Below are 12,616 nucleotides of genomic sequence, written 5' to 3' on the forward strand. Positions count from 1 at the left end.
GGCCCGGGTCGGTCGACGGGCTCAGCCGGCGAGGAACGCGGCCGCGGTCGGCGGGAGAGACGCGGGGCCGCGCCGGTAGATCTCCGCGGGCCGGCCGGTCCCGACGACGGCCATGTCGCCGGTGTTCTCGAGGGCCGGCATCATGTGGCGCCGGAACGAGTCCTTCGGCAGGGAGCGTCCGAACACCACCTCGTACACCCGGCGGAGTTCGAGCACCGTGAACGTGTCGCCGGCCAGGCCGGACGGGTCGACGGCCCGCGCGTACCGCTCGCGCAGGTCGGCGACGGCGAGGGTGACGACGTCCGCGTGGTCGAAGGCCATCTCCTGCGTCACCCGGGCGTCGTCGACGGTGATCAACATCGTGTCGCGGGGGAGCGCCGTGCGGGGCAGTGCGGCGCCGTGCGTCATCGACAGCACCCACCCGCGATCGTCGCGGCCGGGGTCGTCGAGCATCGCCAGCTGATGGAATTCGGTGCCCGTCAGCCCGGCCGTGATGCGCAGGCACCGCTCGGCGGCGTCCCGCAGTCGTTCACCCTCGTGGAGGAAGGTGCCGGGAAGGGTGAATTGGCCTGAACGGCGTGGAACCACAAGCACTTTCAGTTCCGCTCCGTCGACGGTGAGGACGGCGACGTCGACCGCCACGGAGGGGCGCGGATAGTCGAGGAGGCTCTTGCCGTCGGAATCGGTCCATGCGGCCACGCAGGAATGTTAGCGCACGGTTGATCTATCTCGCGTTCGATCGGTCCTGCCTGCTCATCGTTGGTAGTTTGGCGAGAGATTCCCGGTACGTGCTGCGTGAGGAGATTCGTCCGTGGAGGTCGACAAGTCCGGCGACACGCTCGTCGTCCGTGCCCGCGACGGCGAGGTGCGTGGCTATCCCGAGGGCGACGTCTACGCGTGGAAGGGCATTCCGTTCGCCGCGGCGCCCGTCGGCGACCTGCGGTTTCGCGCGCCGGTCCCGCCCGCACCGTGGGAAGGTGTGCGCGACTGCGTCGACTTCGGCCCGATGGCGCCGCAGGGGCACGGAACCGCCGTCCCCATCGATGCGGGACTCGAGATGGACGAGGACTGCCTGTCCGTCAACGTCTGGGCCCCGAGACCCGACGGCACTCCGCGGCCGGTGATGGTGTGGATCCACGGCGGTGCCTACTGCCTGGGAACCGCAGCCCAGGGCATCTACAACGGGCGCATCCTGTCCACCCTCGGCGACGTCGTGCTGGTCTCGTTCAACTACCGGGTGGGAGCGCTCGGCTTCCTCGACCTGTCGTCGTTCTCGACGGCCGAGCGGGTGTTCGAGACCAACTGCGGGCTGCGTGACCAGGTCGCGGCACTCGCATGGGTGCGCGACAACATCGCATCGTTCGGCGGTGACCCGGACGAGGTGACGGTGTTCGGCGAGTCGTCCGGAGCCGGGTCGATCACCACGCTGATGACGTGTCCGAGCGCGGAGGGGCTGTTCCACCGCGCGATCGCCCAGAGTCCGCCCGCCACGTCGGTCTACGGGAGCGAGCGGGCGGCCACCGTCGCGAAACAGTTCCTCGACATCCTCGAGGTGGAACCCGGGCAGATCGACACACTGCTGCACCTTCCGTACCGCACGGTGATCGAGGCCAGCGACACACTCGTCAACGAGGTGCCGACGAGGATCCCGGGCACGCTCGCCATGGCACCCGTGGTGGACCGCGACTTCCTGCCCCGCTACCCGGTGGCCGCGTTCCAGAAGGGCTACTCGCACCACATCCCCCTCATCATCGGTTCCAACAAGGACGAGTCGTCGATCTTCAAGTTCATGAAATCGCCTCTGCTGCCGGTCACTTCGGATTCGGTACAGGAGATGCTGAGGGCGATCGCGACCGATCACCCCGAACTGCCCGCCGCCCGCCTCGCCGACATCCTGTCGGCGTACCCGGACCGCGGAAAAGCGAAGGGCGCGCTCGCGATGTCGCGGGACGCCGCGTTCCGGATGCCCGCCCTGTGGGTGGCCGACGCCCACAGCCGGCACTCGCCGACATGGATGTACCGGTTCGATCAGGCCACGCCGATGCTCAAGGCCGCACGGATCGGAGCCGGCCATGCCACCGAACTCCCGTACGTCTTCGGCAATTTCGACACCCTCAACATCGACCCGACGTTCTGGCTCGGTGGCCGGAAGACGGCGCTCGAGGTGTCGGGCCGGATCCAGCGCCGGTGGCTCGCGTTCGCGCGGCACGGTGTCCCCGCCGCGCTGGACGGGTCCAAGCACTGGGCCCCCTACGACGAGGAGAACCGCTCCACGTTGCTGATCGACGGCGCGGACACCCTCGTGAAGGACCCGGACCACGAGATGCGGATCGCCTGGGGCAACGACGTCATGGGGTTCAACTGACGGGCACCTTGTCGTCGAGTTCCTTCAGTACGGGCAGCGCGAAGCAGGCCAGCCCGATGATCAGGACCGGGATCGCGAGCACGAAGAACGTCGGCTGGATTCCCCACTTGTCGAGGAGGGGACCGGCCAGCAGGTAGCCCAGCGGGCCCGCGGCGTACGCGGTGGACGTCATGACGCCGGTGACCCGACCGCGCATGTGCTCCGGGCTGCGAGTCTGCATGGCGTAGTTGGCGATCGGGCCGACCGGACCGAACACGAGACCCTGGAGGAGGGCCAGCGCCAGAATCGCCCACAGCGGCGGCAGGAACGCCATCGCGACCATGGCCGCGCCCAGCACCGTCACCGCCACCACCATCAGCGTCCTGCGCGACACGAACGGCGCGAGCGGTCCGTACGCGAGGGCGCCCACCACGCCGCCGATACTGAGCGCCATCAGCACCGAACCCAGCTGGGCGGGCTTGTCGAGTTCGGTGAAGTACACCGGGAACACCACCGATTCGACGGGCATGTACAGCGCGACCACCGCCATGTCCACGAGCGCGATCGTCCGCAGGAGCCGGTTGTGCCACACGAACTTCAGCCCCTCGAGCGTGCCGTGCCAGATGGACGTCGGGCGCGTGGACGTGTCGGGTCTGCCGGCGTTCTCCAGTCGCAGGAACGCGATGGTCACCACGGACAGCACGAAGCCGACGGCGGTGACCCACAACGTGTTCACCGCACCCACCGTCGCGATGAGGACACCGCCGATGCCCGGACCGACGAGATACGCCACGTTGTAGTTCGCCTCGTAGAGGCTGTTCATCCGGTCGAGGGACCACCCCGCCGACTTCGTGGCGGCGGGCAGCATCGACTCCCGCGCCGCGATCCCGGCCGGATCGAACGCGGCGCCGATCGCGGCGAGGACGGCGATCACCGTCACGGTGAGGCCCGTCGTGTTCGCGATCACCGGGATGGCCGCCACGGACAGGGCAGAAAGGCAGTCGGAGATCATCGACGTGCGGCGACGTCCGAACAGGTCGACGAACGTGCCCGCGAACAGGCTCGACAACAGCAGCGGAAGGGTGGCCGCGCCCGCGACGATCGCGGCGTCGGACGCGCGACCGGTCCTCTCGAGCACGAGCCAGGGCAGCACGACGATCGCGATACCGTTGCCCGTAGACGAGAACAGCGTCGCGAGGTTCAGGAGGATCAGGGGCCCGAACCGGCGAGTCACAGCCGTCTCGGTGGCGGTCACGGCAAGGGTCCTCTGGTCGGCTCGATCGGTGGTCCTTCGACGCTAACAGCGAGGTCGTGGCCACCGCGAGCGAATTCCGGCCGCTACTGGTTGCGTTGCAGGGTCAGTTCGGCGAGGGTGCGCGCTCCGTCGCACGGATCGCCGGTGCCCGACCGCTGCTGCACCCACCACGTGATGACACCGGAGTAGGCGGCGGTGATCCCGCACGTCGCCGAATCACCCGGACGCCGGGCGCTGAACGCCGACGTGCCTGCGATCGACGTGGTTTCCACCTGATAGCCCAGTTGGTCCGCCACACTCCGCTCCCGTTGCAGCGAGTTGTTCTCGAACCAGCCGAACGTGACGTCGATCGATCCGGCGGCGGAGGACACCGTCCACATGCACACCGCGCCGAAGAAGTACTGGTCGATGCCGGCGCCGTGGAGCGTCTCCGCGATCTTGTCGTTGGGGACGGCGTCGCACTCGCGGAGGAGTTTGTCGAACTGCGGTGAGCCGCCGTCTTCGGAGGCGGCCGCGCCCTCGGGCAGGGGACTGCCGGTGACGGAGGTGCCGCAGCCGGCGAGCACCACCGCGGACGCCACCGCCGCGGCGAGCCGGCGGGCGGCGCTCACTTGACCTTCTCCAACGTCAGCCGGCCGAGCGCGGTCGGGGCCGCGCACGGATCGGAGGGTGCGGTGCCCGTGCCGTAGCGGACCAGCCAGTGCACGAAGTCGGAACCGGTGCCCAGCGCGACCTCGCAGAACCCGACGTTCTGCGAGGAGAACCCGCGGTGCCCGGCGATCTCGAGGTCGTGGACCTCGTGACCGATGCCCTTGGCCACCGACCGTTCCCGGTCGATGGGGCTACCGCGGTACCACGTGAACATCACGTACCGTTCGCCGCCGTCCGCTTCCCACCGGCACTTGATGCCGTTGCGCGACACCGGGGTGAGCCCGGTGATCCCGGCTCGCTCGTACACCTCGGCGTCGGTCAGCGAGCCGCATTCCCCCACGAACGCGCCGGGCTGCGCGGACACCGACGTCGTCGGCGCGGACGCCGCCGGAGCGGTCTCGGAACCGTCGCCGGAACCGCAGCCGGCCAGCACGACCGCCACGGCGACCACACATGTCGCGCGGACGGTCAGGCGGACCGGATCAGACGAGCTCCGCATAGCTCGGATTCTCGGCGATGTACTTCTCGACGTACGAGCACGACGGAATCACGGTGAGCCCGCTGGCCTTCGTGTCGTCGAGGGCGGCCTTCACCACTTCCGCGGCCAGACCCTGACCACGGAACTGGGGGTACGTCACGGTGTGGTGGAAGTCGCGGGCACCGTTCCGCTCGAAATAGTCGGCGTATCCGGCCAGCTGACCGTCGAGGTAGATCTCGAACCGGGATTCCGACACGTCGTGCTCCACCGTGGCCGCCACAGACCGCTCCTCTGCTCGTGTGGCGTGCGCGCTGTCCCGCGCACGCTGTCACCCGCAGATTACCGTCAGTCCGCGAGGTTGGTGCGCAGCAGCATGACGTTGTAGTCCGACCAGGTGGTGGCCAGGAAATACAGATCGGATCCCTGCGACCACGGATGCATGTACGCGCCGTACAACTCGGGCACGTCCCGGCTGCTCACGAGCACCTCGGGTTCGCTCCAGCCGGATTCGAGATGGTCGGACCGGCGCATGACCACCGAATTGCCGGCGTCGGTGTACATCGCCACGAACTGACCGAGGTACTGGTTGAACTGCACCGACAACTCGCTGACGGGTCCGGGGATGACCGGTGCGGCGACGGTGGCGTTGGCCTTCACCCACGCCTTGCCGTCCCAGTACTCGTACAGCGTGAGGTTCCGGATGTCCGCTTCCTTCACCCGCGACAGCCGGGCGTCGCCGGAGCGACCCGACGGCGTGCCGAACGCGTAGACGAATCCGTCGTGCTTGACGTACGAGCCCATCTGGAAGTTCTCGGCGCCCGTGCCGGGCACGTTGGGCCGCAGCGTCAGCGGGTCGGTGACCCAGTTCTCGCCGTTGTCCACCGAGTATGCGATGCCGGACGCGTTGGTGTCCCACTCGCCGGGGGCGCCCCAGCTCCGCACGGACATGTAGTTGATGTACTGCGTCGCGCCGGGACCCTCGCCGACCGAGATGCCGGTGGTGGGGATGACGGTCTGCTCCACACCCGGGATCTTCTTGCTCTGGATGATCTCCTTGGAATGGTTCGGGGTATCGACCGGGGAATTGTCGATGCCCATCCCGTCGGTGAGGTCCTTGTCGGAGCTGCGCAACAGGATGTTGCTGCGCCAGTCGCCGACCAGACCGCACAGCGGATTGTCGCTCAGTCCGACGGTGTCACCGAACGCCGTGAGGATCTCACCTCCGCCGTTGTCCCACATGATGCCGAGGTCGGTGCCGAGCACCCGGAACCTGCCGATCGTGTCGTTGGAGCTGCGCGGCCCGGTGATGTGCGCGATAGCCTGAGTTTTGCCACGTAGCTCGGGAAGGCGACCGTCGCTTCCGTTGAGCCAGGGAATGGGGTTGATGCCCTGATTCGAGCCGCTCGAGCCGAGGCTGCCGGTTCCGAGGCACGGGGCAGCCGTCGCAACAGGGGGCGTCATCGTGAAAAACGTGCAGGTAGAAGCGAGTAAGGCGGGCATCGCCAGGGAGGCGACACGGCGGAGTCTGGTCACGAGCGCACCTCTCTGCGAGGAATCGAGTCGGGTCCGGTCACGCTAGCAATACCTCACCTGTCACACCAGCCCCTAGGGTAACCATTGGGTATCGCACCCGGCCCGAGTAGCTACAGGATCGCTCCGGGGTTGAGGATCCCCAGCGGGTCCAGTGCGTTCTTGATCCGCTGCGTCAATTCCATGACGTCCTCGCCCAACTGGTCGGGCAGCCAGGCCTTCTTCAGCCGGCCGACGCCGTGCTCGCCGGTGATCGTGCCGCCGAGAGAGAGTGCGAGGTCCATGATCTCGCCGAAGGCGAGGTGAGCACGCTCGGCCATTGCGGCGTCCTCGGGGTCGAACACGATGAGCGGGTGCGTGTTTCCGTCGCCGGCGTGCGCGATCACCGCGACCATCACGTGACGCGCGCGGGAGATCGCCGCGATTCCCTCCACCAGCGCAGGCAGTTTCGGGAGCGGGACCCCGACGTCCTCGAGGAGCAGGCTGCCGAGCCTCTCGACCGCGGGAATGGCGAATCGTCTTGCCGCGGCGAAGGCTTCGCCCTCGTCTGGGTCGTCGGTGGTGAAGACCTCGGACGCGCCGTTCGCCGTGCAGGCGTCCGCCATCACGGAAATCTCTTCGGCCGCAATCGCGCCGGGCGCGTCCGAGCGGGCGATGAGCATCGCCTCCGCCGTCCGGTCCAGGCCCATCTTCAGCGCGTCCTCGACGGCGCCGATCGAGGTGCGGTCCATGAATTCGAGCATCGACGGCCGCAGCGTGCGGGTGATGGCCAGGACGGTGTCGGCGGCGGCCTGGACGGAGGCGAACGACGCGACGAGGGTGCTCGACGGCGGCTGGGCCGGGATCAGCCTCAGCGTCGCCTCCGTGACGATGCCGAGAGTTCCCTCGCTCCCGACGAACAGCTTGGTCAGCGACAGGCCGGCCACGTCCTTCAGTCGCGGCCCGCCCAGGCGCACGTCCGTCCCGTCCGCGAGAACGACGCGCAGTGCGAGGACGTAGTCGGTGGTGACGCCGTACTTGACGCAGCACAGGCCGCCGGCGTTGGTCGCGACGTTGCCGCCGATCGAGCACATCTCGAACGACGACGGATCCGGTGGATACCAGAGCCCGTGCTCGGCGGCCGCGGCCTTGACCTCCGCGTTGAGCAGTCCCGGTTCGACGACGGCGATCCGCGTGACAGGGTCCACCTCGATCCGGCGCATGCGTTCGGTGCTGACCACCACGCAGCCCGCCACGGCGGTGGCGCCGCCGCTGAGCCCCGATCCCGCTCCGCGCGGGATCACCGGTACCCGGTGCTCGGTCGCCCAGCGCATCACCACCTGGACTTCCTCGGTGGTCGTCGGACGGGCGACGGCGAGGGGGAGGACGGCGTCGGGATCGCGCGCCCAGTCCTGGCGGTAGGAGACCAGGATGTCCGGATCGGTGACGAGGCATCCCTGGGGGAGCGCGTCGGCGAGCGTCGCGAGTGCGTCGTCGGTGACCGTCATCGTGACTCCTGAAATGCGGGTGTCGGAGGCCCCGACGGTAACCCAGCGGGCCACCGGTGTCCTCGAATTGGTCAGGCGTCCAACTGAACCGATTCCGACCCAATTGTTCGGATACCGCTCCAACCTGGACGTTCGGCCTGGAAGCGAGACCCCAATAGTCCATCTGTTAGTTACTTACGCGTAGGAGTCTCACGATGTGGGATCAGGGGGGTGAATTTTTTCCGGGGTCCCGGCGGTGGGGTATGCAACCGGGTCCGGAGGAGAAAATGCAGGTGGGGGCGTCCCGCGAACCGCGAGGAACCGGACGAATCGGGTGTAACACAGGTCACATTCGTCACTCTGTTACCGGATCGTATCGACCAGGCAATGCAAAAACTCACTTCTACGGGTTAGCGTCTTGCATCGTCAAACACCGGCGAGGCGTTACACCCAAACGGAGATTCTCACGAAATGTGAGCTAGAACACGGTTGGGGCCGGGTTTTGCCGCACCGACCCTGGAAGGACCCGCACCGATGAATGCACTCCACCGAGATCCCAGCAGCTACATCTCCGCGATGTTCTCGTACGAGTTCCTCGACGGTGGCATCGACTACGATTCCATCGAACAGATCCACCGTGGCGAGTTCGACGAATGGATCTTCGCACTGGCCGGTTCGGGGTTGTTCACCAACGAGGAGGTTCGGTCCATGGTGCAGGAATGGCGCCTGAACCCGAAGACCCTCCTGAACACGCTCCTCGCCGACGCGGACGAAGTCACCGCCAAGCGCTGCGAGGTCACCTGGGCCGCACTCGACCGCGTCGCCCCGTTCGCTCCGTCCGTGCCGGTCGCCGTCTTCGGCTGAAGGCCTTCCCGCCGCAGGGCTCGCCGTCGTCACACGAGTTCGGTTCGATCTCCGTTCACGACGATCGCCTGATCGTCCGTCAAGGTGCGGTACTCGATGCCGGCGAGCCTCAAAGCGTTGACAGTGCGCCGAACGGCGGCCGCGTCCTCCAAGGGCACGGCGTCTTCGGCCCCTGGAAGCTCCGCAGGCGCGTGATGGGGCACGATCGCGAAGCTCACCACGCCCAGGCCGTCCCAGAGCGGCTCCATGCCGCAGGTTGCGACCACCTCCGCCGGGTCATCGGAGGAGTCGAGGCCGTGCAGCGTCGGTGTCATCACACACGCCCCCGCGCTGTAGCCGGCGTACACCAGCGAATCGCTCAGCAGTAGTTCCGGGATCACCCGGTCCGCCCCACTCCGGGCCATCTGCGCGCGCAACACGAACGTGTTCCCGCCGCGCACCCACAGCATGCCGAACCCCTCCAGCCGCTCCTTCAGCGCGGTGGACCGCGCGTGCCCGTCGCTGCCGATGTAGTCGCGCAGATCCACCTCCTCCGGGGTGAAGCCCAGCCGCGTCAGCGGCATCACGTCACTCACGACCGCGGACGTCCGCGCCGTCCGTGGCCACGCGTCCGCGGCCGCGGCGATCACCCCCACGCGCCCCGGACGGCCGACCAGCGACAGCAGAGGCGCGGGATCCGCACCGAACCGATACGAGGACAGGAACAGGCGCACCGCGGTCAGATCGTGAACGCGAGGTTGTCGACGATCCTCTTGCCCACGGCGGTGTCGCCGCTCAATGCGATCTCGTCGCGGTGATCCGCCGCGGTCGTCCGGCCGCCCGCCAACCGGGTGAAGAGCCGGGAGTCGACGGTCACGGTCGTGGTGGCCTCGGACGGTAGTTCGTCGACCACCGCGGCTCTGCCGTCGACGGCGACGTGAATGTTGCGCGCGAGCGGTCCCGTCAGCTCCAGGGTGATCCTCGACCCGTCCGGGGCCTTGCCGCGCTTGCCGACGAGGAACGCGACAGCGCCCGCGATCTCCTCGAACGCGGTCTCCGCGCGCAGGCCGCCCTCGTTGCCGGGCAGCGCGAGGGCGTCGCGCAGGTCGAGCTCGTGCATCCAGCAGTCGAACACGCGGATGCGCATGAACCGGAGGTAGGGCGCCGGACCGACCGGTGTGGTGGTCTCGGCCTCGAACTCCTCGTCGGTCATCTCGCTCAGCTCCGACCGCCTGCGGGCCACGATCGCCCGGAAACGCTCGAGCATCTCGGGCCCGGAGCACCTCCGGAGTCCCTCGACCCACTCTTCGTTGAACGCACCGATCTCGTTGCGCACGTGCGCGAGGCCGCGGACGTCGATGCTGGTGTGCGGTGCGGAGATTCCGGCAAGCAGTGACTCGGTGCCGATGAGATGCGCGGTCACGTCGTGGACGGTCCACCCGGGCAGCGCGGTGGGCGTGAACCACGCGTCGCCGGACAACGAGGACAGCACCTCGTCGAGTACATCCCACTCCTCGAACAATGCGTCGAGGATCGGTTCCTTCTGCAGGGCATTCACGGGTGGTACGCCTCCTTTTGCCTCAACTCTAGGACCTCCCGCCGGAGCGTCCGAGCATTTTCGCCGCGGGCGGACGAATGCGCCGGTGACGGCGTCGAAGGTCTCCCCGTCCCGGGTTCGTTGTGGTAGACCGATGGTGAGAATCTCCATTAACAAAAGGAGTGCGGATGTTCCCTGGAAACTTCGTGGCGACCACCCCGGACAAGCCCGCTGTCATTCGTCCCTCGACGGGGGAGCGGCTGACCTACCGGGAGTTGGACGAGCGGTCCACCCGCCTCGCACGGCACCTGCGCTCGCTCGGCCTGAAAGTCGGCGACCACCTGGCGCTCGTGTCGAGCAACGATCTCCGGGTCCTCGAGGTGTACTGGGCGGCGCTGCGATCCGGGCTGTACATCACAGTGGTGAACTGGCACCTCACCCCGGAGGAAGCCGGTTACGTCGTGGACGACTGCGGAGCCGAGGTGCTCATCGTGTCCGCCGACGCCGGCGGCGCCGTGCCGCGCGACCCGAATCAGCTTCCCCGCGTCCGGCACCGTCTCGTGTACGGCGGCGTGCTCGACGGATTCGACAGCTACGACGACGCCGTGGAGGCGCAGTCGGCCGAACCGCTCGATTCGCAACCCCGCGGGCAGGACATGCTGTACTCGTCGGGCACCACCGGCAGGCCCAAGGGGATCAAACCCGCTCTACCCGAAGGCGAAGTGGACACCACGATGGATCCGTACACCGCGGTGTTCGCTCCGATGTACGGATTCGATTCCGACACCGTCTATCTGTGTCCCGCACCCCTGTATCACGCAGCGCCGCTGCGCTTCTGCGGCACCATCACCTCCGTCGGCGGCACGATCGTCCTGATGGACCGCTTCGACGCCGAGGAATCGCTGCGGCTCATCGAGGAATACCGGGTGACCCACAGCCAGTGGGTGCCGACGATGTTCGTCCGGATGCTCAAGCTGCCGAAAGATGTTCGCGACAAATTCGACGTGTCGAGTCTGAAGGTGGCCATTCACGCGGCGGCACCGTGCCCGCCCGACGTGAAACTCTCGATGATCGAGTGGTGGGGCCCGGTGATCCACGAGTACTACGCGTCCACGGAGGGTGCCGGTGCCACGTTCATCGACAGCGCCCAGGCCCTTGCCAAGCCGGGATCGGTGGGCCACGACGGGGTCATGGGCATCGTGCACATCTGCGACGACAACGGTGCGGACGTACCCGTCGGTGACATCGGAACCGTCTACTGGGAGAGGGATGAACGGCCGTTCGTATATCACAACGACCCGGCCAAGACCGAATCCGCGACACACCCCGACCATCCGACCTGGACCACGAGCGGCGACATCGGGTACATCGACTCCGACCGCTTCCTCTACCTCACCGACCGCGCCGCGTTCATGATCATCTCGGGTGGGGTGAACATCTACCCGCAGGAGTCGGAGAACGTCCTCACCATGCATCCCAAGGTGTTCGATGTCGCGGTCATCGGCGTGCCCGACGAGGAGATGGGCGAACAGGTCAAAGCCGTCGTGCAACTCGTCGAAGGAGTGGAACCGTCCGATGCCGTCGCCCGCGAGTTACTCGACTACGTCCGCGACCGCGTGAGTCACTTCAAGGCGCCGCGCAGCATCGACTTCTCCGACGACCTGCCGCGCACCCCCACGGGCAAACTCGTCAAGCACAAACTTCGTGCCCGGTACCTGAACGCCGGCTGAATTCCCGCACGTCACCTGTCCCGCACGTCACCTCTCCCGCGCCGAACCGCAGCGCGGGCAGGTGCTCGCGGTGTGATCGGTGAGGAACAACCCGCAGTCGGGGCACACACGGTCGAGCCAGCAGACGGGATCGCCGCCGAGGTCGTCGTCCGGGTCGGTGATGGGCGGGGCCTCGTCGCGCTGGGTGGTCACAACCGTTCCAGCATGTATTCGGCGAGCACCTCGGCGTGACTGTGACTGACGTCCTTCGTCGCGGTCAGGAGAACGATCGGCCGCCCCTGCGCGAGTTCCTGCACCCGCGCGACAGCCTTCCGTCCGCTCGGCGAGTCGAGCTCGTGGACGTACCGCTCGCGGAACTCGCTGAATGCGGCGACGTCGTGCGAGTACCAGTGACGCAGCTCCGTCGACGGCGCGAGGTCCTTGGCCCAGTCGTCGAAATGGAACGCGTCCTTGCGGAGCCCCCGCGGCCAGAGCCGGTCCACGAACAGTCGGAGTCCGTCGCCCTCGGTCGGATGGTCGTAGACCCGCTCGACGACGACCGGTGGATCCGCGGTGACGTCCTCCGCGCTCCGTTCCTTCGATGTGCTCATGGCCGAACCTCCGCTTCCTTGCGGCTGTCTACCGTCAGACTACGACCAAACACCCTGTGACCGGGTTCACAAACGAGCAGAAAGATCTGTGAGAACGACTGTTCGGACTCGATTCAGACGCCTACCCACGGACTTCTCTGTTCCCTACGTCACGCTTTCTCTGGCTACTATCAGCTAACTCAGTCGAGTCGG

At 67.4% G+C, this 12,616-nt stretch carries 14 protein-coding genes; 3 read left to right on the forward strand and 11 right to left on the reverse strand.

What is annotated here, in order from left to right; translation table 11 throughout:
- Positions 1-21: 21 nt before the first annotated feature.
- Positions 22-699 carry an NUDIX hydrolase gene (locus tag GO592_RS06305; RefSeq protein ID WP_007300551.1) on the reverse strand — a complete coding sequence of 226 codons (678 nt, stop codon included), beginning with the start codon at positions 697-699 and terminating at the stop codon, positions 22-24.
- A 112-nt stretch (positions 700-811) separates the two neighbouring features.
- Here GO592_RS06305 and GO592_RS06310 point away from each other — a divergent pair, with 112 nt between their 5' ends.
- Positions 812-2,365, forward strand: a complete 1,554-nt coding sequence (locus GO592_RS06310; protein WP_007300552.1) for a carboxylesterase/lipase family protein — start codon at positions 812-814, stop codon at positions 2,363-2,365.
- On the opposite strand, the gene GO592_RS06315 is transcribed toward GO592_RS06310, so the two are convergent.
- The 6 genes from GO592_RS06315 to GO592_RS06340 form a co-directional block, all read right to left on the reverse strand.
- Positions 2,358-3,599: an MFS transporter gene (locus GO592_RS06315; protein WP_005254145.1), complete on the reverse strand. Its 1,242-nt coding sequence runs from the start codon at positions 3,597-3,599 to the stop codon at positions 2,358-2,360. The two genes, GO592_RS06310 and GO592_RS06315, sit on opposite strands and share 8 nt — an antisense overlap.
- A gap of 83 nt (positions 3,600-3,682) precedes the next feature.
- Positions 3,683-4,210, reverse strand: coding sequence for a DUF3558 domain-containing protein (locus GO592_RS06320; protein WP_005566685.1), 528 nt, complete (start codon positions 4,208-4,210; stop codon positions 3,683-3,685).
- Positions 4,207-4,749 carry a DUF3558 domain-containing protein gene (locus GO592_RS06325; protein ID WP_007300553.1) on the reverse strand — a complete coding sequence of 181 codons (543 nt, stop codon included), beginning with the start codon at positions 4,747-4,749 and terminating at the stop codon, positions 4,207-4,209. Before GO592_RS06325 ends, GO592_RS06320 begins: the two co-directional genes overlap by 4 nt.
- On the reverse strand, positions 4,733-5,008 hold the full coding sequence (locus GO592_RS06330) for a GNAT family N-acetyltransferase (protein ID WP_005252788.1): 276 nt from the start codon (positions 5,006-5,008) through the stop codon (positions 4,733-4,735). Before GO592_RS06330 ends, GO592_RS06325 begins: the two co-directional genes overlap by 17 nt.
- Positions 5,009-5,073: 65 nt before the next feature.
- Positions 5,074-6,189, reverse strand: coding sequence for a DUF4185 domain-containing protein (locus GO592_RS06335; RefSeq protein WP_007300554.1), 1,116 nt, complete (start codon positions 6,187-6,189; stop codon positions 5,074-5,076).
- A gap of 182 nt (positions 6,190-6,371) precedes the next feature.
- Complete coding sequence (locus GO592_RS06340) at positions 6,372-7,745, reverse strand: FAD-binding oxidoreductase (protein WP_007300555.1); 1,374 nt, start codon at positions 7,743-7,745, stop codon at positions 6,372-6,374.
- A 513-nt stretch (positions 7,746-8,258) separates the two neighbouring features.
- On the opposite strand from GO592_RS06340, the gene GO592_RS06345 reads away from it, so the two are divergent.
- Positions 8,259-8,588, forward strand: coding sequence for a hypothetical protein (locus GO592_RS06345; RefSeq protein WP_005254150.1), 330 nt, complete (start codon positions 8,259-8,261; stop codon positions 8,586-8,588).
- A 29-nt stretch (positions 8,589-8,617) separates the two neighbouring features.
- Here the strand turns inward: GO592_RS06345 and GO592_RS06350 are convergent, their stop codons facing one another.
- Positions 8,618-9,301 carry a Type 1 glutamine amidotransferase-like domain-containing protein gene (locus GO592_RS06350; protein WP_007300556.1) on the reverse strand — a complete coding sequence of 228 codons (684 nt, stop codon included), beginning with the start codon at positions 9,299-9,301 and terminating at the stop codon, positions 8,618-8,620.
- A 5-nt stretch (positions 9,302-9,306) separates the two neighbouring features.
- Positions 9,307-10,125: a maleylpyruvate isomerase family mycothiol-dependent enzyme gene (locus GO592_RS06355; RefSeq protein WP_007300557.1), complete on the reverse strand. Its 819-nt coding sequence runs from the start codon at positions 10,123-10,125 to the stop codon at positions 9,307-9,309.
- A gap of 167 nt (positions 10,126-10,292) precedes the next feature.
- On the opposite strand from GO592_RS06355, the gene GO592_RS06360 reads away from it, so the two are divergent.
- Positions 10,293-11,834, forward strand: coding sequence for an AMP-binding protein (locus GO592_RS06360; protein WP_007300558.1), 1,542 nt, complete (start codon positions 10,293-10,295; stop codon positions 11,832-11,834).
- A gap of 27 nt (positions 11,835-11,861) precedes the next feature.
- Here GO592_RS06360 and GO592_RS06365 read toward each other — a convergent pair whose 3' ends face one another.
- Together GO592_RS06365 and GO592_RS06370 are read right to left on the reverse strand one after the other, a co-directional pair.
- Complete coding sequence (locus GO592_RS06365) at positions 11,862-12,026, reverse strand: hypothetical protein (RefSeq protein ID WP_007300559.1); 165 nt, start codon at positions 12,024-12,026, stop codon at positions 11,862-11,864.
- On the reverse strand, positions 12,023-12,424 hold the full coding sequence (locus tag GO592_RS06370; protein ID WP_005254155.1) for a DUF488 domain-containing protein: 402 nt from the start codon (positions 12,422-12,424) through the stop codon (positions 12,023-12,025). The genes GO592_RS06365 and GO592_RS06370 overlap by 4 nt, the downstream gene beginning before the upstream one ends.
- Between the last annotated feature and the right edge of the window lie 192 nt (positions 12,425-12,616).

The sequence above is a fragment of the Rhodococcus sp. 21391 genome, from assembly GCF_016772255.1.
GTDB classification, from domain to species: Bacteria; Actinomycetota; Actinomycetes; order Mycobacteriales; family Mycobacteriaceae; genus Rhodococcus_F; species Rhodococcus_F opacus.

Excerpts from the sequence above, each read along its gene's own strand:
- GO592_RS06325 (WP_007300553.1), bottom strand. The coding sequence starts at position 4,749 with ATGCGGAGCTCGTCTGATCCGGTCCGCCTGACCGTCCGCGCGACATGT.
- GO592_RS06335 (WP_007300554.1), bottom strand. The coding sequence starts at position 6,189 with ATGACGCCCCCTGTTGCGACGGCTGCCCCGTGCCTCGGAACCGGCAGC.
- GO592_RS06340 (WP_007300555.1), bottom strand. The coding sequence starts at position 7,745 with ATGACGGTCACCGACGACGCACTCGCGACGCTCGCCGACGCGCTCCCC.
- GO592_RS06345 (WP_005254150.1), top strand. The coding sequence starts at position 8,259 with ATGAATGCACTCCACCGAGATCCCAGCAGCTACATCTCCGCGATGTTC.
- GO592_RS06360 (WP_007300558.1), top strand. The coding sequence starts at position 10,293 with ATGTTCCCTGGAAACTTCGTGGCGACCACCCCGGACAAGCCCGCTGTC.
- GO592_RS06370 (WP_005254155.1), bottom strand. The coding sequence starts at position 12,424 with ATGAGCACATCGAAGGAACGGAGCGCGGAGGACGTCACCGCGGATCCA.